The following is a 26108-nucleotide window of genomic DNA, read 5'->3' on the forward strand; positions in this document are numbered from 1 at the left end:
GTGACGGCGAAGGTTTTGGCGGGTCCGCCGATCTTGGCCCAGTTGTTGGGGCCGTTCATTTTGTAGAGGTCGCCGTTGGTGGGGTTGGTGGCGAAGAGGCCTGCTCCGCCGGCGAAGAGTGTTCCGGCTGCTCCGCCGACCTTGTTCCAGGTCGTCCCGTTGCCGGACCACTGGAACACGGCGGAACGGTCCGGGGACTGGGCGAACAGGCTACTGCCGGCGGACACACCGCAGTTCGTGCTCGTCATGGTGATCGGGCTGTCGGGGTTCAGGACCAGCGGCCCCTGTCCCTGAAGGACGGGGTTGACGATGTGCTGGTTGTCGGCGTCCTGGTCGCTGCTGGGGTTGTAGAGCTGCTCGTAGTGCAGGTGGGGCCTGCCTTCCGAACCGACGTCCCCCATGTAGCCGACCACGTCGCCGCGCTTGACCCACGTGCCTTCCCTCGCCACGCCGGTCATGTGCATGTACGTGGTGAACCATCCGCCGCCGTGCCGGATCTCCAGCCCGCCCGGCGAGAAGGTCTCGTGCACGTAGCCGTCGGCCGAGGCCAGGACGGGGCTGCCCTCTCGCATGCCCTGCCGGTACATGTCCATCTTCTTGTCGTCCGGGTTGTGACCTCGGTAGGTCTTCACTTCGATCACGCTGCTACAGGGGAACGGAAGTAAGAAGTCCGGCCGGTCCGCCGCCGCGTTCACCTGTCGAGCCGGGGCGGAGGCCGAGGCGGGCGTGGGCGCGATCGGTGCGAGCAGCAGCGCTGCCGCCGCCGCTGCCAGGAGGCCGACCCGTGTGATTCTCATGCGTCTCCTCGGAGTGGGATGGACCCTGAAGGCCGTACGACTCGGGGCCGCGGAACGGCGTCAGTATGGTTCCTCGGGGCCCGGATATGGAACAAGTTTCTAGAAAAGTATTTTAGTTTGGCGGGATGACGCTGCCGGAGCAACACGGCCCGACCCGTCCGAAGCGGCCGTCAGGCCGGGCGGTTCTCACTGGTCGGCCCGCCCCGGCGCGCGACCGCGGCGGGGCCCGAAATCCGTCACCCGGCGCACACTTCCGGTCGCGCACTAAACTCTCCGCCCATGGCAATGAAGCAGTCCCGTGGCGAGATCACCGTCGAACGCTTGCTGGCCGCGGCACTCCAGGTGTACGCAGCCGAGGGCCAGGCCGGCTTCACGGTCCACGCGATCACCTCGGCCAGCGGGGTCAGCCTGGGCAGCCTGTACCACCACTTCGGCAGCGTCGACGGCCTGGCCGCCGCGCTCTACTCGCGCTGTCTGGAGCGGCAGTACGGCGAGGTCCTCACCGCCTTCGGCCGGGCCAGGAGCGCCCGTACCGGAATCCGCGCACTGGTGACCGCGTACCTGCGGTTCACCAGGGAGAACCCGGAGATGGCCCGGTTCCTGCACGGCTCGGCCTACTCCAGCTACCTGGCCGTCCGCGCGGACCCGGCCCGCGGGGTCGAGCCGGACCACTTTCCGCGCGTCGCCGACCATTTGCGGCCGTGGGTCGAGGCGGGTGAGATCGCGGCGCTGCCCGATGCGCTGCTGGAGGTCCTGGTCGTCGGGCCGGTGGCGGTGGCCGCCCACCGCTGGCTGGCCACCCCGCAGGACATCGACCTCACCGAGGCCACCCGTGTCCTGTCCGACCGCATCTGGCGTTCGATCCAGCCGTAGTCCCGGGCCGGGCACGGAGAAGGATCTCGTCGCGGGTGATCGGGCCGCCCACGTCCGACGGGACGGGACGGGCGGCTCTGCGGGAGGGACGGTGTGCGCTCACAACGTGCTCCTGGTCGGTAGCGGTACGAGGCACTACGGAAAAGGGACCCGTCGCGGTCGCGCCGGGTCACAGTGTGATCGCGCTGAAAGCTACCGAGAGGGACACGGCCCGGGGATCCGGAGAATTACGGATGGTCACCCGCGGCCCCTCCCGCTAAGGCTCGCGCGCTTTGCCCGTCGGGTCCGTCGGGCAAGTTGCCCTCACGGCACCACGCAGGCCCTAGAGGACGCGAGCCGGTTCTGTCAGTCCGTAAGGTTCCGGATACTCCTCCCGGGTGGTGATCACTAGCCTCCAAACCGCCGGTGCCGCCGGGACGGCAACCGGATCCCCCGTCAGCTCGCCCACAGGAGGTCACCTTGACCACGCAGAACCCCACCCGCAGGAGCATCCTCACGTCCGCGGGCGGGCTCGCCGCCGCGGCGGCCCTGGGAGCCGGCGGCGTCCTCGCGTCGACGTCGGCGGCCTCGGCGGCCGACGACTTCCTGCGCGTCACGGAACGCAACGAGCAGGATCACCGGATGTGGTACTACCGGTTCCAAACCTCCGCCATCGGCGGCTGGACCCCGGCCGTCAACGTGCTGCTCCCCGACGGCTACCACACCAGCGGGCGCCGCTACCCCGTTCTCTACCTGCTCCACGGTGGCCTGGAGGACTTCATCACCTTCGACGCGCACCACGACATCCGGGGTCTGACGGCCTGGAAGGACCTCATCGTCGTGATGCCCGACGGCGGGCGCGCCGGCTGGTACTCCAACGCGGTGAGCTCCAACATCGGCGCCCGGAACTGGGAGTACTTCCACATCGGGCAGCTGATCCCGTGGATCGACGCGAACTTCCGCACCTACGCCGAGTACGACGGCCGCGCCGTCTCCGGGTTCTCCATGGGCGGCTTCGGCGCCCTGAAGTACGCGGCCAAGTACTACGGCCACTTCGCCTCGGTCAGCGCCCACTCCGGCCCGGCCAACCTGCGCGGGGGCAACGGTGACCTGGTGACCCACTGGGCCAACCTCTCCTCCGCCGCCGTGGAACTGAACGGCGGCAGCATCTATGGCGCGCCCTTCTGGGACCAGGCCCGGGTCAGCGCGGACAACCCGTGCGAGCGCGTCGAGAGCTACCGGCACAAGCGGGTCTTCCTGGTTGCCGGCACCAGCCCCCAGGACATCCAGGGTTACGCCAACGAGACCCTGGTGCTCGCCACCCAGCGGGAGTTCAAGTGGCACCTCGACCGCGCGGGCATCCCCTACGAGCAGCATGAGGTGGACGGCGGCCACTGGGTCCGCCGGCATCTGCTGGAGCGCGACATCAACGGCGTCATCGACCGCCTGCGCAAGGCGTGAAGGGGAGACCTCGCGTGATGTCCCCATCGACCGTCTGCGCAGGGCCCGGAGTGCGGATCGCGCCACGCTAAAGGGGTGGAAGGGCGGTTCCGCGGGGCCGTGCCCCCCTCCGGCACGGTGACCTTCCCCACCCCGGCACATCCCGTACGCGACGTCCGCGACCGGGGGCGCACGGGCCGATCCCGCACAGCCGCCCGCGGTGGCGGTATGCCGCGCCCGCTCGCCGCGGCGCGGCAACTTCCCCCGAACCGCTCGCCGGAGAGTCGAAAACGACCCCAAACCACCATCACCGCACGAGGGCCGGAGTGACCGGGGACACCGGGGGAGCCACCCGCGAGGAGAGGGCCGGCGAGCCTCCCGACAAGGGGCCCGGAGGGCCTCCCGGGGCAGCCGGTGCGGGCTGTCCGACCCGGCGGACCGCCCTGGCCGAAGTGGCTGAAGTGCGCCGATGAACTTCACTGAAAGATGAGTACTGTTCCACTCACGGTCCGGCACGACGCGTGGAACGGGGGGAGCGGTGAGCGGTGTAGTCGTCCATCTGCCGCAGGGGTGTAGTGGCGCCGACGGCGGTGAACCGTACGGCGATGCGGTGACGTTACGCCTCGGACCGGGCGAAGTCGCCCGCTTCGGACGCGGATCCGCGAAGATCCCCGTGGAGCTCCGCCTCGCCGACGCGGCGATCTCCCGGCTCGCCGGGGAGATCCGCGTGATCGACGACCACTGGCAGTTGACGAACCACAGCACCACCCACAGCTACCTCGTGGAGAACCCGGAGGGCGCCGGGGAGTACCTGAGGGTCCCGCCCCGCCGGGTCGGGGCACCCGTCCCGTTCGAGTTCTCGCGCGTCGTGCTGCCCACCCGCAGCGATGTCCCCGTCTCCTTCCAGGTGTTCGCTCCCGATCACGTCTACCTGGACCCGGAGGACATGGGCGCCCCCTGGGGCCGCCTGACCGTCACCGCCTACTCGCTGGACGAGACGGCCACCTACTTCCTGGTCCTCCTCGCGCTCTGCGAACCGCGCCTGCGCGACCAGTCCCGCATCGCGGTCCCCACCACGCCCCAGATCGTCGAACGGCTCAGGGGCCACGTCGCCTGCGCCACCCTGACCGCGCGAGCGGTCAGCTCGCACATCGACTACCTCGCCGAGGAGAAGCTGCGCATCGGCGCCTCGGACCCGCGCGAACCCGGCAAGGGCGACCGCCGCAACGGCAAGCGGGAGGAGATCGTCGGCCTCGCCCTGCGGTTCGGGCTCGTGCGCGAGGAGCACCTGCCGCTGCTGCCACCCCTGACGGGGGCCGGCGGGCGGGAGCGGCAGGCCGTGCGATGACGACGCCCGACGCCCTGCGCGACATCACGGAATGCGACGGCACGGACCTGCTCCCGCCCGGCCACCGGGTGCAGGACTGGACGATCACCGAGCTGATCGGGGCCGGAGGCTGGTCCACGGTCTACGCCGCACGGCCCGCCGACCGGTACCCGGACCGGACCGGCCGGGCCCCCGCGCACCCGTCCGCGGCACCCGCCGAGATCGCTCTCAAAATCATGCCGACCGCCGGGTATGCCCCGCGCCAGACGCGCAGGATCGTGGAGTCCGCCCGCCGGGAGGTCGAACTGGGACGCAGGGCCGGGCACGCGCGGCTGATCCGCCTCCTGGACTCCTTCGTCCTGGAGGCGCCGGACCGCCCCGCCCTGGACGGGGCGATCGTGCTGGTCATGGAGCGGGCCGCGGGCAGCCTGCGGGAACTCCTCGACGCCGGCGTGGCCGACGCCGACCGCGCCCGGCTGATCGTGGGGATCTGCGAGGGACTCGCCCACCTCCACCGGTCGGGTTGGGTCCACGCCGACCTCAAGCCGGAGAACGTCCTGCTGGACGGCAGCCGTTCCGTGAAGCTCTCGGACTTCGGGCTGGCCACCCGGATGACGGGAACGTTCGGGTACGCGCCCCCCATGGGCACCTTGGACTACCTTCCGCCCGAGCGCTGGCGGGCACCCCTCGGGGAGCTGGGCGTGAAGGTCCGGCCCAGTGCCGACATCTGGGCCCTGGGCATCATCATCCACGAGGTGTTCGGCTCCGGCGCCTCCCCGTTCTCCGGCGCCACGCCCATGGCACGGGGCGCCGCTGTCCAGGAGTACGGCGAAGGGCGCGCGCCGCTGCGTATGGACCAGGCCGTGCCGCCGTTCTGGCGCGAGCTCGCCGCCGACTGCCTCGCCCCGACCCACGCGGCGCGTGCCCCGCACACCGCCGGGAGCCTGCTCGCCCGCATCACCGCCGAACAGGAGGCGCGCGGGAGGGGCGCGGGGCGGCTGTGGGGTCGGGCCCGCGCCGCGATCCTCACCACCGCGCTCTGCGGGATCGCCGGTACGACCCTGTGGTCGGACGCGGCACGGCCGAGCTCCTCCGCACCGGACGGCCCGGAGGGCGCGGCGGCCGGCACGATCCGGGTGTTCAATGCGGAGAAGGGCTGCCAGGAGCGGGCCGACCGGGACCCGCAGTGCAGTCTGGGCCTGGCGATCGACCCGATGCGCCAGTACACCGCGGACAACGTCGTACCGTCCCGGGTGTGGCACGGCGACGTCCTCGCGGTCGACTGCCAGTTGCCCGACGGCCGGGTCGTCATCGACGAGGCGGACCTGCAGTCCACCCGCTGGTTCCACGTCCGCCTCCCGCCCGGCTCCACACCCCCGACAGCGTGGCTCCCCGCCGTCCGCACCAAGGACCGCCCGGCGCTGCAGGAGTGCGCGCACCCCGCGACCGGGCGCTGACGCTCCCGGCCGGTACGGCCGTAGCCCGACCAGCGGTGGGCGCAACGCTCTGCGCCGGGGAAGGCGTAGGTCTGAGCCCGCGTCGATGACGGACGCACCTGCCGCGCACCGTTCCAGCGCCGCCGCAGCGGCCATCCCGCGCGGGTCGACGAGGGTGCGGGAACCAGCACCTGGACACTCTCGCAGGCCATGAGCGACTGAGCGTGGCGGAGACGGATCCGAAGCGGCCGCTCCTCCCCCGGAAAGCCCGTCACCAGCGGGCTCGTGGCACGTGGCCGATCACCCCGCGGATCGTCGGGGACCCGTGTGATCAGGGCGTGAACCCACGTACATGTGATCGCAAGGGAAGGGCATCCGGTGCTGTACGGAGAGGAGTTGGGGATGAATGCGGAGTTGAAGGTGTCACTGGCTCGGGGCTCGGACGATCCGTCCGACTGGGCATGGATCGCAGCGATCTTCGCGCTCTACCTGCTGATCGGCTACGCGCTGGAGTACCGGTCGAAGAAACGCAGAGGCGACGCCCGGCCGGCGAGGGCGGCGGTGAACGGGCTGTTCTCCGAACGCGAGGGCGTGGACCCGGGCCAGCTCCTCGCCAGCCGCATGGTGATGCTGGGCGGCGCCCTGGCGGCGGGATTGGCCGGGTTCCTCACCCGGGACACACACGCAGCGGTGCAGTACCCGACCGTGGGCGTCGTGGCGCTGCTCGGGATCTTCGCGTGGGCGTACTTCGACCACCGCACGGAGCCGCGCGGCTGAACCGAGCTCGGGCAAGGACCGGCGTATCCCTCTGCGCCGCCTCGTCGAGAGACGGCGCAGGGGGACTGCGGCACGGTCGGAGCAGGTGCGGCAGCAGGGAAGGGCGGGGGAGCGGAGCCCCCGCGTCAGTGCGACCGAGGACTGGGGCAGGGCGCACGGTACGACCGTCACCGTACGGAACGTGCCGTTCGCGCCCACCCCCGCCGAAGCCGCCGACGCCACCCGGGCCCTCCTGGACGCGGCCCCCGGGACCGACGCCGCCGCGCCCGGCGTGCTCCACGCGGCCACCGCGGCCGGCCGCGCCCCGGGCCGGGAGCCCCTCGGCCGGGCGGGCCGGTCCGCCGTGCTCCACGCGGCCACCGCGGCCGGCCGCGCCCCGGGCCGGGAGCCCCTCGGCCGGGCGGGCCGGGCCGGTCAGTAGATGTCGCGGACGTAGCGCTTGTCGGTGGCCAGCCGGCGGACGTACGCGGCGGCCGATTCCTGGTCCATCGAGCCGTGGGCGGCGACGATCTCGTGCAGGGCCCGGTCCACGTCCTTGGCCATGCGACCGGCGTCCCCGCAGACGTAGAGGTGGGCGCCGTCCCGGAGCCACCGCCACAGGCGCGGGCCGTGCTCGCGCATCCGGTCCTGGACGTAGATCTTGTTGCGCTGGTCGCGGGAGAAGGCGACGTCGAGGCGGGCGAGGTGGCCGCCGGAGCGGAAGTCCTCCAGGTCCTGGCGGTAGTAGAAGTCGGTCGCCTCGTGCTGCTCGCCGAAGAACAGCCAGTTGGGGCCGGTGTGCCCCAGGGCCCGCCGCTCCTCCAGGAATCCGATGAACGGCGCGACACCGGTGCCCGGCCCGACCATGATCATCGGGGTGGTGGGGCCCGCGGGAGGGCGGAAGTGCGGCGCGCGTTGGACGAACACCTGGACCGGGCCGTCGTCGGCGGAATCCGCCAGGTAGGTGGAGCAGACACCCTTGCGGTCCCGTCCCGTGCCGTTGGTGTAGCGGACGACCGACACCGTCAGGCGGACCTCGCCCGGGTGCGCGAGCGGGCTGGAGGAGATGGAGTACAACCGGGGCCGGAGGGGCTTGAGGACTCCGGCCCATTCGGCGCCGGAGGCCCGTACGGGGAAGGCGCCTATGACGTCGGCGGCTTGCCGGCCCCAGCTCCACTTCGCCAACTCGTCCTTGTTGTCGGGCCGCAGGAGCCGTTGGAGACCGCGGTCACCGGTGCGCGCGACGACGAACTTGAGGAGGTCCGGGGTGATGCGGGCCAAGTCGAAGCGGGTCCGCAACGCCTCGACGAGGGGGGTGTCCCCGCTGTTCGGCAGGGTGATGACCTCGTCGGGGTCGAGACCGGTGAGGGCGAGCCACTCCGCCACGAGCGCGGAGCCGTTGACCGGCCACACCCCGAGGGCGTCACCGGCCTCGTAGGGGAGTTCGCCCCCGCGGGTGTCGAAGGCGAACTGCCGTACCTCCTTCTGGGCTCCGGGCAGGCTGAGCAGCCGGTTTCCGACGAGCAGGGTCGCGAAGGGAGACGCCTTCGAGTGGCCGGCGGGTGCGGGCGGTCGGACCGCCGCCGGACCGCCGGCGGACGTCACGGACGACGGATTCGCAGGGGCGGGAGGCGGGCTCGCGGACCCCGCCGTGGTGGCGGTCGGGCGAGCCCGGGGCGGCGCGGGCGGGAGGTCGGGCACGGCGGTGAGGGCGTCGGCGATCCGGTCGAGCCACTGGCCGGCGCTCTCGTCGTGGTCGGGCTCGCACTCGGTGCGCGGGTGCAGGCGGGTGGCGCCGAGTTCCGCGAGGCGTTCGTCCAAGCGGCGGCCGTGTCCGCAGAAGTCGGCGTAGCCGGAGTCGCCGAAGGCCAACACGGAGTACCGCAGCCCGTCGGGCAGGACGGTGCCGGGTGCGGCGAGGGCTTGCCAGAAGCTCGCCCCGTTGTCGGGGCTGTCACCGTCGCCGAAGGTACTGGTGACGAGGAGCAGATCGGTATCGGTCGTGAACTGTTCGGGTGCGGTTTCGGCCATGGCGAGCAGCGTCGGGCTGAGACCGGACTCGGTGAGCCGGGCGGCCGCGGCGGTCGCGAACTCCTCGGCGGTGCCGGTCTGCGATGCCCACAGCACGAGCAGTTTCCTGGGCGCGGCCGATCCGGACCCGGCGTCGCCGGACCGCGCCGGGACTGCGGGAGGCGGGGGAGCGTCGGGGCCGGCCGTACGGGAGAACATGCCGGCCAGCACACCGTCGACCCACAGCGCCGTACCGGCGGCGAAGGGCGCGCCCGCGGGCAGGACCGGGACGCCGGTGGGCGGCGCCGCGGAGAGCCCCGACAGGTAGCCGGCCAGGTAGGTGCGCTCCGTCTCCGCCAACGGTGGCCCAGTGAGTTCGGGCAGGCCGAACAGGGTGGCCAGTGCGGAGACGGCGGTGGTCGCCTCGCCGGCCCGCGCCGCGGCGGGCAGGTCGTGGGGTCGCGGCGTCGGCGTGCCGGGGCGCTGCGACGTCGGGCCGGGGTGGGTCTCCCGCGACTGCGGGGCGGCCACGACCCGCAGTGCCACGGCGCAGGCCTTGAACGCGGGCTGGAACGAGAGCGGGTCGACGGCGTCGCTGGTGACGGCGTTGATGCTGAGGTACTCCCCGAACAAGTCGTTCCAGTGGAACGGCGCGAAGCAGTTCCCGGGGCTGACCCGGTCGGTGACGACGGCGGGCAGCACCGCGCGACCGCGCCGGGAGGCGACCTCGATGTGGTCGCCCTCCTCGGCGCCCATGGCGGCGGCGTCCTCCGGGTGGAGTTCGACGAAGGGGCCGGGGTTCAGCTTGTTGAGCTTGGCGACCTTGCCGGTCTTGGTGAGGGTGTGCCACTGGTGCTGGAGGCGTCCGGTGTTCAGGACGAACGGGTGCTCACCGTCGGGGAGTTCGGCGGCCGGCAGGTGCGGGCGGGCGAAGAACCGGGCGCGGCCGGAGGGGGTGGGGAACGCGAGCCGGGGCCGGGTTCCGTCCTCGCGCACCAGGAGCGTTTGGCTGATGCCGTCGTTGAGGTAGCGGATGGGGTTGCGGTCGTCGGTACCGGTGTGGGCGACCAGGTCGGAACTGGCACCGGCGACCGTCTCGGTACCGGTACCGGCGACCGTCTCGGTACCGGTACCGCTGTCCACGGAGTGGGGAGGCGGCGGCGGGGCCGGCCACTGGACCGGGGTCTCGCGCAGACGTGGGTAGGTGACCCCCCGCAGGTCCCAACCCGTCGTCGGGTTCCAGGCGCGCTTGAGCTCCTCGAAGACGTCCTCGGCGCTCGCGTACGTGAAGGCGTCGGCGAAACCCAACGCGCACGCGACGCGGGCGATGAGTTCCCAGTCGGGCAGGGCCTGCCCGGGCGGATCGACGACGCCTCGGACCAGGGTGAGGTTCCGTTCAGAATTGATCATGACGCCATCCGATTCCGCCCACAGGGTGGCGGGGAGGGTGACGTCGGCGTAGGCGTTCGTCTCGGTCTCGGCGAACACGTCCTGCGTGATGACCAGTTCGGCGGCCTCCAGGGCGGCGATGACCGTCTTGCGGTTGGCGACGGAGGCGACCGGGTTGGTGCAGATGATCCAACAGGCCTTGATGTCCCCGGCGGCCATCCGCTCGAACATCTCCACCGTTCCGCGTCCCACGTCGGTGCGCAGGGTGCCTGCCTCGACACCCCACAACTCCTCGACGAACGCACGCTCCGCGTCCACCAGCACGGAGCGTTGGCCGGGCAGACCGGGGCCCATGTATCCCATCTCGCGACCGCCCATCGCGTTGGGCTGACCGGTCAGCGAGAACGGTCCGGAGCCGGGGCGGCAGATCGCGCCCGTCGCGAGGTGCAGGTTGACCAGGGCGTTGGTGTTCCAGGTGCCGTGGACGGACTGGTTGAGTCCCATCGTCCAGCAACTCATCCACTCACCCGCCTCGCCGATCCACTGCGCGGCCCGCCGGATGTCGGCCTCCGGAATTCCGGTGATCTCGGCGACCTTCGCGGGCGGGTACTCGGCCAGGAAGGAACGCGTCTCCTCCCAACCATCGGTGAATTCCGCGATGAACGCCTCATCGGTGTGCCCGTTCTCCACCAGGAGGTGGAGGAGGCCGTTCAACAGGGCCAGGTCCGTGCCCGGTTCGATCCGGAGGAACAGGTCGGCCTTGTCGGCCGTGGCGTTGCGCCGGGGGTCGACGACGATCAGCTTGGCGCCGGAGGTCTTGACCCGGTCCATCATGCGCAGGAACAGGATCGGGTGGCAGTCGGCCATGTTCGCGCCGATCACGAGGAACGTGTCGGCCCGGTCGAAGTCCTGGTAGGAGCCCGGGGGCCCGTCGGCGCCCAGCGAGAGCTTGTAGCCGGTGCCCGCACTGGCCATGCACAGGCGGGAGTTGGACTCGATCTGGTTCGTCCGGACGAAGCCCTTGGCGAGCTTGTTCGCCAAGTACTGTGCCTCCAGGGACATTTGCCCGGAGACGTAGAACGCGAGTGCGTCGGGACCGTACTCGTCCAGCAGCGACCGGAGTCGCCCGGCCACCGTCGTGATGGCCTCGTCGAGGTCCGCTTCGACGGCCGCGGCGCCGCGCTCGGGCCGGATCAGCGCCGTGGCCGCGCGCCCGGGGGCCGCCATCAGGTCCGCGCTCGTGGCTCCTTTGGTGCAGAGCCGTCCGAAGTTCGTCGGGTGCGACGTGTCGCCGACGACCTTCTCGACCGTACGCCGCCCGGTCGACGCGTCCCGGGTGACGTCGAGCACGACGCCGCAACCGACGCCGCAGTACGAGCAGACCGTCCGCACCCGCTCCGCCTTCGAATCCGACGTCGTCACGAAGGCTCCTCCCACCTGGGACACGGCCCTGTTCCGGTGTGCCGGTCGGCTGCGGCAGGGGTGGGACGGTTCCCACGTTCAGGACCGTAGGAAGAGCGCGTTTCCGGGCCGTCACGACCCGGGGGCACTAAGTGTAAACCGGGCCGCACAGTACGCCCGCGTCGGATGTGAGCGGCGCGCACGAGCAAGCAGAATGGGCGCCGTCCGGCCTGCGGATCGGAGCCGCCTGCGGCAGCGACGACAGTGGAGAGCGTCGGCCGTCTCCGGTGCGACCGCGAACCCGGACCGCCGCCCGTTCCGCGCCGTGCTCGCCACCGCCGACCGGAAGGGGGGGCATGAGCGCCTTCGTCGACAAGAGGTCCCCGAACGTCACCCACCGCTGAGGTCGTCCCCCGAGCGGCCCCTCGCCCGTCCCGCGGCCAGGAGCCGCCCGGGGTCCTCGCTGCGCAGACACGCCCGGTACGTCGCCTCGTGCACGGCCCGCGCCAGCCGCGCCCCCCAGACCGACCGGGGACCCGCGAAGGGTTCACCCGGCCGCCCTACGGAGGGCCGGGGCGCGGCGACGCACACGGCATCGGTCGGCGTGCCGGAGGCATCCACCCCCGCGTCGCGCAGCGCCTGGACCTTGGCCTCGGTGGCCGTGACGACCGCGTTGACCAGGGCCGCGTCGGAGAAGGCGACGGGTACCGACACGACGATGTTGATCGTCCCCGCCGGCCTCGGCCCCGGCACGCCCGGCGCCGGGTCGGCGCCCAGCCGCGTACGCCGAGTCCGGCGGACGCCACGGCCTGCACGCCCCCGTCGGAGGCGCGGCCGTGATCGGCGACCGAGGCGGCGGTCATGAGCCCCACACCCGACCCCGGGGCCCCGGCCCGCGCCGCGAGTTCGGCGAGGTGCACGTCCGGATCCATCCGGCGGTATCCGTGGGCCACTTGGGCGTTGAGCACCCATCGGCGCTCGCCGATGCCCCCGCCCAGGGGTGCGCTGGAGATCATGCGACGGCTGCGGCCGGGCACCCACAGGAGCATCGGCAGCGCCCGGCCGTCCTCCACGCGTGAGAGGAGCGGCAGGCGCTCCAGCGAGGACAGGTCGAGCGGCGCGGAGGACATGCCGCACCCTATCCCGCCGCGGATCACCGGCCGGAACCCGTCGTACCGCGGCGGTGCCGGCCGGGTCGGAGCGCCGGCGCGGGCCGGGTCGGCCCGCGCCGGTGTGCGGCCCAACCGGGGACGGACACCGCGACGGGCATCCGTCCCCGGCCGGCCACCGGGTGGGTCAGGGGCCGTCGGTCGTGAGGCCCGCGCGGACCCCGTGCGCGGCGGTGTCGATGCGACCGGCGCGCAGGTCGGCGCGGGCGACGCGCAACTTGTCGGTCCGGAGTTCCCCCCGGCCTCACCGGTCGACGACGCCACCGCTGCCGGCGGTGCCCGCCGGCACGTCGAGCGGGCGGAGGACCATGAGCGGGCCCTCCGGGGTCGCCACCATGGCGAAGGGGAAGCGGTCGAGTTCGAGGCAGAGCGCGACGTCGTCGGGATGGGCGCCCTGACGAACCCCCCGCGTCAACTCGCCGGCGGCCCGCGAGTCGGCGGCGCGGCGGAGGTACCCGGCCGCGTCCGTCGCGGCCCCGCTCGCCCGGCCGGCGATGTACTGGGCGCAGGCCAGGTCCTCCTCGGCCCGACCGTCCTCGCCGGTCACCACGAACGTGACGCTGTCGCCCCCGCGCGTCCGCAGGAGCCGGGCCGTCGCCTCCGCCACCACGAAACCGGCGCACAGCACCAGGGAGGCGTCCTTGACCGCGAGGGCGCCGACCGTGCCCGCCGTGGTCTTCTGCACGACGGTGCGCCCGCCGAGGTCGACGGAGCGCAGCAGGCCCGGCGAGTTCACGGCGTCGAAGCCGGGCGCGGGCGGACCGTCCTTGAGCGCCACCCAGTCCGGATGCCGGTCCTTGAGCGCCAGGGCCTCCTCCAGGGACTCGGCGAGGACGATCTTCTCCGCGCCGCGGGCGAACGCCCAGGCGGCCACCGTGTAGGCGCGCATGACGTCGACCACGACCGCCACGGAGGGGGTCTCGGCCAGGTCCCCGATGCCGAGGAAACGAGCGTCCATCCGGCCATGATCACGCATGCCGACCCCGGGACGGCCGGGCCGTGACGGGCCTCACACCGACCCCTTCGGGGGCGTCCGGCCGGGGCGGAGCCGCTCGGACGCCGTGCGCCCCGAGGCCCCCGGTCGGGGGCCTGGCGGGGGCGTCGGGGCGTCGGGGCTTCGTGGCGCGCACGGATGGCGTGGGGTCAGACGGGTTCCGCGACCGGTGTGCGGAGCATCGTCGCGCAGCGGTGCAGTTCCGCGGCGAGGGCCTGGCAGCGCCGCAGCAGGGGCTCGTCCGGCGCGGGGGCGGCGCCGTGCGGCCCGGGGACGAAGTCGGCGGGACACGAGGCGATCTGGGTGGGGGCCACCCACCCCCCGAGCGCCCTGGCCACCGTACGCAGGTGCTCGCACACCACGCTGCCGGTCCGCGGGCCCGCGCCGTGCGCGAGGACGCCGACGGCCGTGTCGGCCAGCCAGTCGCCCGGCACCTCGTCCAACGCCACCTTGAGCAGGCCCGAGTAGCTGCCGTGGTGGACGGGGCTGGCCAGCACGACGGCGTCGTAGGTCCGGGGCAGGTCCCGCGGGCGCGGCCCCGCCGCCCGCGCCAGTTCGAGGGACGTGACGGTGGCTCCCCGGGTGCGCAGGGCGTCGCCCACCAACGCGGCCAGCGCGGTGGTGCCGGAGCCCACCCGGGGGCTTCCGCTGATCAGCAGGGCGTGCACGGTCGGTCGTCCTTTCCTCGGGCGGGTGGCGGCAGGGACGCCGGCGGCGGGCCCCCGTCCCTCATGCGGCGTCGATCAACGTCCACGGCACGGTACGGCCGAGGGCCTGACGGGGCTTGCTCCGCGCCCAGTGCAGCACCGACGCCGCCATCACCCCGCCCGGGTCGAGGACCTTGTGGGTGGGTTCGAACGGCTCGCTCATGCTGGTGTAGCTCTGGAACATCGCCAGCAGCCTCACGGCCTCCTGCTGGACGGGGGAGAGCCACTGCGCGGCCAACGGCAGGAAGAAACGGTTCCAGCTGTCCGTGGACACGGTCGGCGGCTGCGCGATCGGATCCACGCCGTGCTCGGCCCGGAACGCGTTGAGCGTGTCGCAGGTGATGCGGACCAGGTCGGCGAGGCGCATGCTGTCCTGCCCGGACGAGATCACCTCGGTGCGCGGCGACCCGGGCGGGGCGCCGAGGGCGGCGCCCGCGACCACCTCGGCGACCTCGTCGACGGGAGCGATCTCGGCGTAGCCGTCCGGGTCGCCGACGACGACCGCCGCGAGGCCGGAGACCAGCGCCGGGAAGAGGCTGTACGGGCCGGAGAAGCGGCCGATGGCGCCGTCGCCGCGCCGGCCCAGGACCAGCGGCGGGCGGACGATCGTCGCCGGTCCGCGGTGCTCGCCGGTCACGATCTCCTCGCAGGCGGCCTTCGACCACTCGTAGCCGTTGCGGTAGCCCTCGAACTCCTCCCCCCTGAGGTCCTCGGGGGCGCGTACGCCGCCGACGTACGCGGTGGAGACGTGGACGACGTGGGTGTCCGGTCCGGCGAGCGCGAGCACCGACCGCAGCGTCCGTATGTTGGCGTCGGTGGCCTCCTGACGGGTCATGGTCCACCGGGTCGACGCCGCGGTGTGCACGATGACGTCCCAGGGCCGGTCGGTGAGCGGGTCCGGGGCGGGTGCGGCGCCGATGTCCCACGGGACGGGCGCGGTCAGCGGATCGGTGGCGCCGCCGGCCGCACGGCGCGCGGTACGGACGATGGCGGGTCCGGCGCGGCCCGAGGTGGAGGCGGTCTCCGCGACGAGGCGCTCGGCCACTTCGGTGCCGACGACACCCGAGGCGCCGGTGACGAGGATGCGCATGGCAAGGCTCCTGGGGTTCAGGTGGCGGGCTGCAGGACCAGGCAGACGTTCTGTCCGCCGAAGCCGAAGGAGTTGGAGAGCACCGGGGCGGCGTCGACCCGGCGCGGCGCTCCGGCGACCACGTCGATCCGGTCCGCCTCCGACGCGGTGGTGAGGTTGGCGACCGGAGGTACGAGCCGCCGCTCGGCGCAGACCAGGGCGATCGCGGCCTCCAACGCTCCCGAGCCGCCGATGAGGTGCCCGGTGACGCCCTTCACGGCGGTCACCGGCGGTGCCTGGCCGTTGAAGCACCGGTGGATGGCGGCGGCCTCGGCCCGGTCGTTGGCCTGCGTGGACGTACCGTGCGCGCTGATCTGGCCGATGTCGGACGGCAGCAGTCCGGCGTCCGCGATGGCTTGCGCCATGCACGCCGCCGCGACCGCGCCGTCCGCGTGCGGGGCCACGATGTGGTGGGCGTCGGCGTTGGTGGCGTAGCCGGCGATCTCGCCCAGGATGGTCGCTCCGCGCCGCAGCGCCGACTCGCGCCGCTCCAGTACGAGCACGGCCGCGCCCTCGCCCATGACGAACCCGTCGCGCTCGGCGTCGAACGGGCGGCTCGCCCGGTCCGGGTCGTCGTTGCGGGTGGACAGGGCCTGCATCCGCGAGAAGCCGCTGAGCATGAAGGTGGTCACCGCCGAGTCGAAGCCGCCGGCCACGGCGACGTCGAGCTCCCCGTACTGGATCCGGCGGGCGGCCTCCCCGATGGCGGTGGCGCCGCTCGCGCAGGCGGTGGCGTAGGTGACGCAGGAGCCCTGGAAGCCGAAGCGCATCGCGACGCGGGCCGCCGCCGAGTTGGCCATGGTCCGGGGCACGGAGTGCACCGGCATGGACGTGGGCTTCGCGTCGTTGTCCCGGACCAGCCCCTCCATGGTGGGGAGTCCGCCGATGCCGGTACCGAGGTGGACGCCCACCCGGGAGGGCGGCAGGTCGGGCAGCGCGGCCTGCCGCACGGCGTCCGCGGCGGCGCACAGGGCCAGTTCCGTCGGCCGGTCGATCTGCCGGCGCTCGCGGTGCGCGATGTACGAGGTGACGTCGAACTCGGGTACCCGGCAGGCGATGTGCACGGGCGAACCGGACTCGATCAGGTCCTTGTGCACCGCGGCGGTGGGGCGCGCCGCGAGGACGGTGTCCATGACCTCGTCCAGGGTGAGGCCCGCCGGGGACTTCACGCCGATCCCGGTGACGACCACGCGCGGGCGTCCGCCCGCCGGGCCGGGGGCGGGCTCGGGGTGCTGCCGGGTCATGAACGGCCCGCCCGACGCTCCGCGAGGAAGGCGACGGCCTGGCCGACGGTCTCGGCGCGCATCAGGTCCTCGGCCTTGATCCGCACGTTGAGCGCGCGTTCGAGCTGGGCGCCGATCGACATCATCTCCAGGCTGTCGATGCCGTACTCGGTTCGCAGGTCGGTGCTCTCCACGATGACGTCGGGACTGGTGCCGAGGACGTCGGCGATGGTTTCGCGGACGAGGTCGAACAGGTCCTCGGGGGAGACGACGGGGGCTTCGGTGGTGGGTTCGGTGGGGTTCACCTGGGTCCTCCGATGGGTGGTGGATGGGTGGGGAACGGTCGTGCTCGCGCCGTGGTCGACGGGGGACCGCGGCGGTGGGGGTCAGCCGGGCAGGCCCGCCGGGGCGGCCGCGGCCAGTGCGGTGTCGAGGATGTCGAGCGCCTCGTCGAGTTCCGCCTCGGTCGTGACGAGCGGCGGCAGCAGCCGCACCGTGGTGGGGCGGCCCAGGCAGGGCGAGACGAGCAGCCCGTTGTTGGCCAGGGAGACCACGGCCTCGCCCGCCGCCGCGGGGGTGGTGAAGTCGATGCCCCACAGCAGCCCCCGGCCGTGGTGGCCGGCCATCACCCGCGGGTGGCGTTCGCCGAGGTCCCGCAGGCCGTCCGCGAGCCGGGCCGACAACTTGGCCCCGTGTTCGGCGAGTTCCTCGACGGCCTCCAGGGCCGCGGGCAGCGCGGCGCAGCTCAACGGGTGGCCGCCGAAGGTCGCCGAGTGCAGGAACGGGTCCTGGGCCAGCGGGGCGTACAACTCCTCGGTGCACACCACCGCGGACAGCGGCACCACGCCGCCGCCGAGCGGCTTGCCCACGAGCACGGCGTCGACGGGCAGGCCGTCGGCGAGGGCGACCGAACGCTCGCCGCAGCGGCGCAGCCCGCACTGGATCTCGTCGGCGATGGCGAACGCGCCGTCAGCGTGGGCGTCCTCGCACCACTGGCGCAGGACGTCGGTGGGCAGCGGCGCCGCGCCGTTCTCCCCCTGAACGGGTTCGAACACCACGGCGGCCACCGGAGCCGCCGCCAGTTGCGCGCGGACGGCGTACGGGTCCTGCGGGTCGATGTGGACCACGTCGACGACGGCGCCCCGCAGCCCGGCGCGGAACAGCGGGCTGTGCGTCAGGGACAGGGCGCCCAGCGTCTTGCCGTGGTAGCCGCCGGTCACCGCGAGCACCCGGTCCCGGCCGGTCGCGAGCCGGGCGAGCTTGACCGACACCTCGACGGCGTCGGCACCGTTCAGGCCGAAGTACACCTTGGGGAGCCGGTCGCCGAGGTAGGCGGAGAGCAGCGCCGCCGCCCGGGCCGCCACCGGGTTGGCGAGGCTGCGCGTCGACGTCGGCATCACCTCCAGCTGCCGGGCCACGGCAGCCACCACACCGGGGTGGCGGTGGCCGAGCAGGGCGACGGCGTAGGAACCGAAGTCGAGTGCCGCACGGCCGTCGGAGAGGGTGACGCGGGAGCCCAGAGCACTGGCCTCCACGGCGCCCTGACCGGCGAACTTGCCGGTCAGCGCCAGTTTCGGGGACTGGTGCCGGCGGAGCTGGTCGAAGACCTCGGCGGCGGTGGCGGTGGCGGTGGGCGGGACGGTCGTGGACGGGTCGGCCACGGGGGACCTCCTGGGGAGCGGCGGAACGGTGGACGCGGTGGGCGGGGACCCCATCAGCGGGCGGCGCCGCCGATGAGCCGCCGCTCAAGGGCCTGGAGCATCTGCTCGGCGTTCTCCCGCAGGGCGGTGGCGGCGACGGGGTTGAGCATGTCGGCGAGCAGCGGGATGCCGATCTCGAACTCGACGGTCAGGGAGACGTGGCTCCCGCCGTCCTCGGAGGGACGCACGGCCCAGTGGCCCACGAAGTGCGCGAGGTCGCCGCTGACCTGGTGGAAGTCGAAGCGCCGGGCGACGTGGTCGAGCTTCTCCGCCTCCACCCACTCCAGGACGGAACCCTTCAGGTGGACGGACCAGGCCGTCGTGCGCTCGTCCGGGCCGGCGCGGTCGACGATGGTGACGGACTGGACGCTGTCCATGCAGGAGGAGTAGCTCTCGACGTCGATGACGGCGTTCCAACTGTCCTCGGGGCGGGCGGCGATGGGGATCTCGACCTGGACGAGGGGCATGGTGGATCTCACTTTCCGGTGGGGGAGCCCGTGGGGCTCGTCGATGACGTGCGGGAGGTCTGCGCGGTCGGGACGGTTTCGGCGCGGTCGGGGCGGTTCCGGCACGGCCGCCGGCGGCCCGTCAGGACTTGGGCGCCAGGGCCTGTTCGCGGGCCGCTTCCAGGGCGGGCGGCAGCAGGAGCCGCAGAACGGCGCGGAGCAGCCGTCCGGTGTGGTTCAGCGCGTACGACTGCTCGACCAGCTCGCAGCCGAACTCGCGCTTGGGTTCGTACGCGGTCTGCGCGAAGCGGATGTGGCGGCAACCCCGCGCGAGGGCCAGTTCGATCGCCGCGTAGTGCAGGTTGTGGTAGAGGCCGGCCCGGTGCGCCAGCCCGTAGTCCAGGCCGATCCGGGCGCCGACGGCGCCGTTGCCGCGGAACAGGCAGTGCAGGTAGCCCACGAGGCGGTCGCCCTCGAAGCAGGCGACGAGCCGCTGATCGGTACGGGCGTCCTCGTCCTCGCCCGGGTCGCCGCCGGACAGGGCGCGGACGAACTCCTCGTCGAGGACGTCGAGGGTCTGGTCGGCCCGGTCCATGACCTGCCGGTACAGCTCCATCATGGCCGGGACGAGGTGCCCGAAGTCGTCGAGCACCTCCATCCGCAGGTCCTCCTGCCGGCGGAACTTCCGTATCTTGTTGCGGGCGTTGCGCCGGGGCTTGGCCGACAGTGAATTCAGGAACGCCTCGAAGTCGGCGTGTTCCAGCGAGAGTTCGGTGTCCGGCAGGGAGGCGACGGTGAAGAAGCCCGCCTCCTCCAGACCCGGGCCCAGCGCTTCGAGGTCGTGCGGGACGAAGTCCTTGAAGACGACGGTGCCCAGCCGCTGTTCGCGGGCGTAGTCCATGACCTCCCGCACCAGCAGCCGGGCCGCCCGGGCGGGGAGCGGGCCCCGGCCCATGACGTGGCCCTGCCCGAGGAAGTTGCCGCAGAACAGCATCGACACCCGTACGAGCCTCGGGAAGGTCCGGGCCACCGGCGCCATCAGGCGGCGTTCGCGCGGCCCCACGACCTGGTCGAGCCGCAGTCCCCGTACCCCGCTGAGCGGCAGCACCGCGAACGGCAGGCCGTCCCGGCGCACCAGCAGGTAGGCGTACAGGTCCGGGCCGATCCGCGCGCCCTGCATGGCGCTGAACACGTCCTGACCCCACATGGGGTCGTCGGACGGGGCCAGTTCGTCCCACACCGGGCGGGGCAGGTCCTCGGCGCGGTCCAACCGCTCGACCGTGTAGACCGCATCCGCATCCCCCGGATCCGCCTCGGCCGCGACCGAGGTCGGGGTCGGGGTCGGGGAGGAGGGGGCCCGACCCGAAGCGCCGGGCGCCGCGCTCCCGCGGTCAGCCGACACGGAGCGGCTCGCCGTCGAGCACCGCGCACAGCGGCTCGGCCATCCGCGCCCGGGACGGCGGGTGGAAGTTCAGGCCCGCGGCGGCCGAGGCCAGGTAGGTGCCCTCGTCTGAGCCGATGAACGACATGCCGCCGAGCGCCTCCAGCGCGGTCGCCGTGGTCCGTGCGATGGCGTCCTGCGCGGCGTAGCGCGCGGTGAGCGCGGAGACCAGCAGGGGTTCGCCCCATTGCGGGGACTCGCCCATCGTCCGCGCCACCGCCTCCACCGCGAGCATCGCCGCGTCGACCTCGGTCACCAGCGCCGCACGCACCGAGGCCGGCGCGCGGCCGTGCAGCAGGACGCGTTCCACCAAGGCGCTCGCCGTACCCAAGTAGCCCGCCGACATCAGCAGTTCGAACCAGAGGAAGCCCGCGACGTTCAGGGGGTCCAGCACCGAATCGGCGGTGACCTCGGTGAGCACGACCATCTGCGGGTCGAGCGCGACGTCCTCCAGGACGACCTCGTCGCTCTCCGCGCCCGCCAGTACGGAGCTGCGCCAGAAGGGCCGCACGGACACCCCGGGGGTGTCGGCGGGGACGATCGCGACCCCGAGCCGCTCGGCGCCGTCCTCGTCCGTCATCACCACCGAGGCCGTCAGCAGGTCCATGGAGTGCGCGAGGCTGCACGGCTTCTTGCTGCCGTTCAGCACGACCTCGCCGCCGCGACGCTCGGCCCGGATGGCGGGCCGCAGGATGGACTGGCCGGTGCGGCCCTCCGAGAACCCGGAGGCCAGCAGCATCTTCTTGCCGACGATGGCCTCCAGCAGCATCCATTCGAAGCCGGCCCCGTTCTTCGCGGCCTCCACCAGGCTCGCCACGGAGAAGTGGTGCATCGTCGTGGCGACCGCCAGCGACGGGCAGCGCGCGCCGACGGCGCGTTGCAGCCGCACGGCCTGCAACGGATCTGCGCCGAGGCCGGTGTTCGCCCGCGGCACCAGCAGCGCCGCGCCGCCCGCCGCGCGGAACGCGGCGACGGCCGGGCTGCCCGGCCGCTCCAGCTCGGCCAGCGGATGGCGGGCCAGCTCGGCGTCGAGGCCGGGGAGCAGTGCTTCGAGCACCGCGCGTTCGGTGTCCAGGAATGCCATGGGTTCAGTCCTTCGCCGTCGTCGTCGCGCCGACCGCGGCCCGCGGACGGGTCGCCGCCGATCCGGCCGTGGTGGTCAGGGGCAGGTCCTCGTACATGCGCAGGCTGAAGGACTCGCGCCGTACCGGTGTCCCCGCCAGGGCCAGGTCGGGGAAGCGGGCGAACAGCCGACGGACGGCGATGGAACCCTCCAGCCGGGCCAGGGCCGCGCCGAGGCAGTAGTGCGGACCGGCGCTGAAGCTCAGCACCCTGCTCCCGGTCCGGCGCACGTCGAACCGGTGCGGGTCGGGGAACTGCGCCGGGTCGCGGTTGGCGGCGGCCAGCACGGTGGTCACGTTGGCGCCGACCGGTACGGTCACCCCGCGGATCTCCGTCTCCTCGGAGGCGATCCGCTCGGTCATCTGGACGGGCGTGTCCCAGCGGAGCGCCTCGTCGACCGCCTGCGCCGCGAGCGCGGGGTCGGCGGTCAGCGCGGCCAACTGCTCGGGGTGGGTGAGCAGGGCGTGGGTGGCGATCCCCAGCATGGCGGCGGTCGTCTCGAAACCGGCGACGAAGGTGAGGATCAGGGTGTCGATGACCTCCTTCCGGCTGAGCCGCTCCTGGCCCTGGCCGGTCTCCAGCAGCACCGTGGCGAGGTCCTCGCGCGGCTCGACGGCCCGGCGCCGGAGCAGGTCCTCGAAGTAGGCGCGCAGTTCGGTCACCGCGGCATCGGCGCGGGCCCAGTCCTCCTCGGTGCGCACCGGCTCCAGCAGTCGACTGGCGTCGCCGCCCAGCCGCTGGAACCGCAGCCGGTCCTCGGCCGGTACGCCGATCAGCTCGCCGACGACCGCCACGGGCAGCGGATACCCGACCAGCTCCTGGAAGTTGGCCGCGGCGCCGTCCGTCGTGGCCGCCGCGAACTCGTCGAGGAGGGAGTCGGTGAGCTGCTCGACCGCCGTACTCAGCGCGGCCACCCGGCGCGGGGTGAACCCCGCACCGATCAGCCGGCGCAGCCGGGTGTGGTCGGGCTGGTTGGCGCGGAGCATCGAGGCGTAGAAGAAGTCGGCGGCCGGGTGTTCGCGCCAGTCCGGCAGGTTGTCCTCGCACCAACTCAGGTCGGGCGTACGGAACGAGGTGTCCGTCAGCACGCCCTGGCAATCGGCGTACGTGGTCAGGAAGTAGGTGTCGAGGTCCTTGTCGTAGTAGACCGGAAAGTTCTCGCGGAGCGCCTCCAGCGCCGGGAACGGGTTTTCCCGACCTTCCGGTGTGAACAAGGAGAAGAGCAGAGCCTGGGGGTCCAAAGGGGAGTCCTCAGCAGATCGGCGTGCGGTCCCGGGATGCCGCGGTGTGCCCGGGCCGCCCCCCGGCAGGGACCTCCGAAGGGGAGAGGACATCCGTGCGGGGGGCGGTGACAAGAGCCTGTCACCGCCCTGCTCGCGCGACGTCAACAGCGCATCAACCGGACGTCAACGCCGCCGGCGCCGCGCCCTGTTCCAAGCGGACGCGCGGCACGCTGCCGCGCCGGTCAGCCGGTACCGAGGCGCGCCTCGACGTCCGCCGCGTCCGGCATGCCGAGGTCCCGGAAGAGCTGCAACGCCTGCCGGCGGTAGTACGCCGCCTGCCCCGCCCGACCCAACGCCGCGACCGCGTCCCCCAGTTGCGTCAGCGCTCGACCGAGCAGGTACGCGTCCCCGTGCAGCGTGGCGACGTCGCGCGCTTCCGTGGCATGGGCCACGGCTTCCTCGTACCGGCCCAGCAGGTTGAACGCCTCGGCGAGCCCGCCCAACACCAGCGCCTCCCGGAACGCCGAGCCCGTCGTACGCCACAGCCGCAGGCTGGTGCGCATGCACGCCAACGCCTCGTGCCGCTGCCCCGTGTACAGCAGGACCTGTCCGAGCGAGCGCAACGCGTTCGCCTCACCGGGGGCGTCGCCGCAGGACCGCGCCAACGCGACCGCGGTGCGGCCCGACCGTACGGCCTCCTCGGCGCGCCCGGTGGCCAGTTGGGCCAGGGCGAGGAAGCCGAGGGTGACGGACTCGCAGGCCGGGCTGGGCGGTTCCAGGCTGAGCGGAAGCGCCTCGGTGAGGAGGCGCACGGCGGTCGGGAAGTCCCGTTGGGCGAGGGCGCAGCCACCCAGGGCGTTCAACGCGTGGGCGAGCAGCGGCCACCGCTCCTCACGACGGAAGACGTCGGCCGCCGTACGCAGGTGCGGAAGCGCCCGACCCATCGCGAAGCGGATGGCGAAGGAACCTCCCAGCATGAAGTGCGCGATGCCCCCGGCCACCGCGTCGTCCGACCGTTCCGCCGCCGCCAGCACGGCGCGAGCGGCCCGCTCCAGGTGCCGCTTGCCCGTGCTGTCGCGCCCCAACGGGTCCGTGGCCAGCAGCAGGTGCGCGCAGACCGACGCCGGGACCTCCGCGAAACCGGCGGCCTGCTCGACGAGCGCGAGCAGGTGCAGCCGTTCGTCGAACAGCCAGGTGGTGGCTTCCGCCGGGGAGGTGAACCGGCGATCGGGCCGCCCACCGCCGCCCGGACGGCCCGTGGGCGCCCCCGCCGGGGAGAGCGCCTGCGGGGTCGGCGGTTCGTCGGCCGGGAACGGGTCGCCCGCGGTCGCGGTCCGGTAGGCCTCGCGGGCCATGCCGGTGTACGCGTCCAGCAACCGCAGCATCGCCGACCCCCGGTCGAAGGCGGGCAGTTCCTCGGCCCCGGACGTCCGGGCGAACAGGCGCAGCAGGTCGTGGTAGCGGTAGCGGCCCGGCGCCGGGGACTGGAGCAGACTGGCGTCGACGAGGGCCTCGCACAGGGCCTCCGCCTCCGCCCGGGGTCGGTCCAGCAGCGCGGCGGCGCTCATCGCGCCCAGTTCCGGCAGGTCGGGCAGGGCCAGCAACCGGAACGCCCGCAGCTGGTGCGGGGTGAGCAGCGCCGTACCGAGCCGGAAGGTGGCCTCCACGGCGCCCCCGTCGCCGCTGAGCTCCGCCAACCTCCGCCGCTCGTCCGCGAGTCGACGGCCCGTCTCCGCGACGGACAGGGTCGGGCAGCCGACCATCCGGGCGGCGACGACGCGCAGGGCGAGCGGCAGCCGTCCGCAGTCGGCGACCAGGGCCAGCGCGGCCTCCTCCTCCCGTCGTACCCGTTGCTCCCCGACGAGTCGGACCAGCAGGTCCAGGGCCACCCCGTCGGCCAGTTCCTCCAGGTGCACCAGGGTCGCCCCACCGAGGTTGCCGAACCCGGTGAGCCACGTCCGGCTGGTCACCAGGAGGGCGCAGCCCGGCGCGGTCGGCAGCAGATCGCGTATCTGGTCCAGGTCACGGGCGTTGTCGAGGACGAGGAGCACGCGCCGGTCGGTGAGCAGCGCACGATGGAGCGCGACCCGCTCGACGGTCTCCGCCGGCAACTGCGCCGGGGCCACCCCGAGGGCGCGCAGCAGGTCGCCCAGGACCTCGTGGGGGTCGGCCGGCCGGTCGTCCATGCCGCAGAGGTCGACGAAGAACACCCCGTCGGGGAAGCTCGCCGCCGCCTCGTGCGCGACGCGCACGGCCAGGGCCGTCTTGCCGACGCCGCCCATGCCGCTGATCGCGCCGGACGCCGCCACCGAGCCGCCTTCCAGGACCTGCCGCAACCGCACGACCTCCGCGTCGCGCCCGACGAGGTCCGCGGGGTCGGGCGGCAGGCTCAGCGCCGGTGACATCGAACGTGCGGCGGCCGGTACGGGCAAGGGCGCGGCCGGCCGGCCGGCCCCCGAACCCCGCTCCCGTGCCGCCGGGTCGACCGTGACGATCGCCGGATGCTCGTTGCTCGACGGCCCGCCCCGGCCCGGGCCGTCGTCGTCGGTGGCGCCCGGGCCGGCCAGGATGCGCCGGCGCATCCGGTCGAGTCCCGCCCCGGCCCCCGGCCCGTCCGCGCCGCGCAGGGCTTCGTGGGCGCGGGCGTGCACGTCCAGGGCCTCGGTCTGCCGGCCCGACTCGTACAGGGCGGTCATCAGCAGTTCCTGGAGCCGTACGCGCCGCGGATGGGCCTGCGCGGCCCCGCGCAGCTCTTCCACGGCCCGGGCGTGACCGCCGAGCAGCAGTACCACCTCCCACCGGTCCTCCAGGACCGCCAGCCGCCGTTCCCGCAGCGCGGAACGCTGCGCCGCCGCGAACGGACCGGGCACGCCGGGCAGGGGATCGTCCCCGTCCCACAGCGCCAGCGCCGAGTCGTACAGCTTGAGGGCGTCCCCGGGCCGACCCGCGAGCACCGCCCGGGCGGCGCTGCCGGCCCTCCGGTCGAAGACGGTCAGGTCCAGGGCGTCGGGCAGCAGGTGGAGGGCGTAGCCGTTCGGGCGGGAGACGAGCACCCGCGCCGGGGTACGCGGCGCCCGCCCGGGCTCGACCACCCGGCGCAGGGCCGCGACGTGGCCGCGCAGGGCCCCGGGTGCCCCGCCGGGGGCGCCGTCGCCCCACACGGCGTCGATGAGGGCCTGCGTACTGCCCCGGCGGCCGTGCCGCAGCAGCAGGGTGCTGAGCAGGGCCGCCGCCAGGGGCGGCCGTACGTCGGTCTCGACCCCGTCGGTCCGCACACGCAGCGGGCCGAGCACCCGGAAGGACAGGGCGGGCGGCGCCGGGTCGGAGGCGTGGAACGGAGCGGCGGTCGGACGGTGAGCGGCAGGCACGGGGGAGGTTCTCCAACGGGGTTGCGGGAGGGGCCGCGACGGGCGTGCCGTCGAGGCGTGCGGGCCCCGGGGCCGGGGATCCGGGTGGCCGGACCGGGTCCCCGGGGATCCGGGTGGCCGGACCGGGTCGGTGTCGGGGTCCGCGCTCGGGATCGGGAGCACGGTTGCCTTCGCGGCG

At 73.5% G+C, this 26108-nt stretch carries 19 protein-coding genes and 1 pseudogene; 6 read left to right on the forward strand and 14 right to left on the reverse strand.

The genetic code is table 11. The features are described from left to right. Positions 1–797: M23 family metallopeptidase (locus tag ACZ4XJ_RS25905; RefSeq protein ID WP_468497550.1), on the reverse strand; the 797-nt coding region annotated here is incomplete at its 3' end. Positions 798–1076: 279 nt separating this feature from the next. Here ACZ4XJ_RS25905 and ACZ4XJ_RS25910 point away from each other — a divergent pair. From ACZ4XJ_RS25910 to ACZ4XJ_RS25935, 6 genes are all read left to right on the forward strand, one after another. Continuing rightward, a complete protein-coding gene (locus ACZ4XJ_RS25910) occupies positions 1077–1670 on the forward strand; it encodes a TetR/AcrR family transcriptional regulator (protein WP_468497551.1) in 594 nt (197 codons plus the stop codon). Positions 1671–2129: 459 nt separating this feature from the next. Further along, on the forward strand, positions 2130–3110 hold the full coding sequence (locus ACZ4XJ_RS25915; protein WP_362881527.1) for an alpha/beta hydrolase: 981 nt from the start codon (positions 2130–2132) through the stop codon (positions 3108–3110). A gap of 517 nt (positions 3111–3627) precedes the next feature. After that, positions 3628–4437, forward strand: a complete 810-nt coding sequence (locus ACZ4XJ_RS25920; RefSeq protein ID WP_468497552.1) for a serine/threonine protein kinase — start codon at positions 3628–3630, stop codon at positions 4435–4437. After that, positions 4434–5873, forward strand: a complete 1440-nt coding sequence (locus ACZ4XJ_RS25925; RefSeq protein WP_362881524.1) for a serine/threonine-protein kinase — start codon at positions 4434–4436, stop codon at positions 5871–5873. Before ACZ4XJ_RS25920 ends, ACZ4XJ_RS25925 begins: the two co-directional genes overlap by 4 nt. Before the next feature lie 381 nt (positions 5874–6254). Beyond that, a complete protein-coding gene (locus ACZ4XJ_RS25930; RefSeq protein WP_362881522.1) occupies positions 6255–6629 on the forward strand; it encodes a hypothetical protein in 375 nt (124 codons plus the stop codon). Positions 6630–6714: 85 nt separating this feature from the next. Then, positions 6715–7050 (forward strand): hypothetical protein, encoded by a 336-nt coding sequence (locus ACZ4XJ_RS25935; protein WP_468497553.1) that lies wholly within the window; start codon positions 6715–6717, stop codon positions 7048–7050. Here ACZ4XJ_RS25935 and ACZ4XJ_RS25940 read toward each other — a convergent pair. The 13 genes and pseudogenes from ACZ4XJ_RS25940 to ACZ4XJ_RS26000 form a co-directional block, all read right to left on the reverse strand. Next, positions 7044–11429: a molybdopterin-dependent oxidoreductase gene (locus tag ACZ4XJ_RS25940; RefSeq protein WP_468497554.1), complete on the reverse strand. Its 4386-nt coding sequence runs from the start codon at positions 11427–11429 to the stop codon at positions 7044–7046. The genes ACZ4XJ_RS25935 and ACZ4XJ_RS25940 overlap by 7 nt on opposite strands. A gap of 369 nt (positions 11430–11798) precedes the next feature. Further along, positions 11799–12538, reverse strand: a pseudogene (locus ACZ4XJ_RS25945) (adenosylcobinamide amidohydrolase). A 283-nt stretch (positions 12539–12821) separates the two neighbouring features. Next, positions 12822–13535: a 2-phosphosulfolactate phosphatase gene (locus ACZ4XJ_RS25950; protein ID WP_468497555.1), complete on the reverse strand. Its 714-nt coding sequence runs from the start codon at positions 13533–13535 to the stop codon at positions 12822–12824. A gap of 185 nt (positions 13536–13720) precedes the next feature. Then, positions 13721–14239, reverse strand: coding sequence for an NADPH-dependent FMN reductase (locus tag ACZ4XJ_RS25955; RefSeq protein ID WP_362881516.1), 519 nt, complete (start codon positions 14237–14239; stop codon positions 13721–13723). Between the two features lie 61 nt (positions 14240–14300). Continuing rightward, the gene (locus ACZ4XJ_RS25960; RefSeq protein WP_468497556.1) at positions 14301–15368 is read right to left on the reverse strand and encodes an SDR family oxidoreductase; all 1068 of its coding nucleotides are present in this window, start codon (positions 15366–15368) and stop codon (positions 14301–14303) included. 17 nt (positions 15369–15385) lie between these two features. Continuing rightward, a complete protein-coding gene (locus ACZ4XJ_RS25965; protein ID WP_468497557.1) occupies positions 15386–16651 on the reverse strand; it encodes a beta-ketoacyl-[acyl-carrier-protein] synthase family protein in 1266 nt (421 codons plus the stop codon). Then, positions 16648–16935 (reverse strand): acyl carrier protein, encoded by a 288-nt coding sequence (locus ACZ4XJ_RS25970; protein ID WP_468497558.1) that lies wholly within the window; start codon positions 16933–16935, stop codon positions 16648–16650. The genes ACZ4XJ_RS25965 and ACZ4XJ_RS25970 overlap by 4 nt, the downstream gene beginning before the upstream one ends. A gap of 81 nt (positions 16936–17016) precedes the next feature. Beyond that, positions 17017–18291: a class-III pyridoxal-phosphate-dependent aminotransferase gene (locus tag ACZ4XJ_RS25975; RefSeq protein ID WP_468497559.1), complete on the reverse strand. Its 1275-nt coding sequence runs from the start codon at positions 18289–18291 to the stop codon at positions 17017–17019. Positions 18292–18344: 53 nt separating this feature from the next. Beyond that, positions 18345–18797: a type II toxin-antitoxin system RatA family toxin gene (locus ACZ4XJ_RS25980; RefSeq protein ID WP_362881507.1), complete on the reverse strand. Its 453-nt coding sequence runs from the start codon at positions 18795–18797 to the stop codon at positions 18345–18347. A 121-nt stretch (positions 18798–18918) separates the two neighbouring features. After that, positions 18919–20178 (reverse strand): GNAT family N-acetyltransferase, encoded by a 1260-nt coding sequence (locus tag ACZ4XJ_RS25985; RefSeq protein ID WP_468497560.1) that lies wholly within the window; start codon positions 20176–20178, stop codon positions 18919–18921. Further along, positions 20168–21301, reverse strand: coding sequence for an acyl-CoA dehydrogenase family protein (locus ACZ4XJ_RS25990; RefSeq protein ID WP_468497561.1), 1134 nt, complete (start codon positions 21299–21301; stop codon positions 20168–20170). The genes ACZ4XJ_RS25985 and ACZ4XJ_RS25990 overlap by 11 nt, the downstream gene beginning before the upstream one ends. 4 nt (positions 21302–21305) lie before the next feature. Next, complete coding sequence (locus tag ACZ4XJ_RS25995; RefSeq protein WP_362881502.1) at positions 21306–22580, reverse strand: cytochrome P450; 1275 nt, start codon at positions 22578–22580, stop codon at positions 21306–21308. A gap of 224 nt (positions 22581–22804) precedes the next feature. Continuing rightward, a complete protein-coding gene (locus ACZ4XJ_RS26000; RefSeq protein ID WP_362881500.1) occupies positions 22805–25930 on the reverse strand; it encodes an AfsR/SARP family transcriptional regulator in 3126 nt (1041 codons plus the stop codon). Positions 25931–26108: the final 178 nt, after the last annotated feature.

This window comes from Streptomyces sp. NPDC029836, assembly GCF_055574495.1.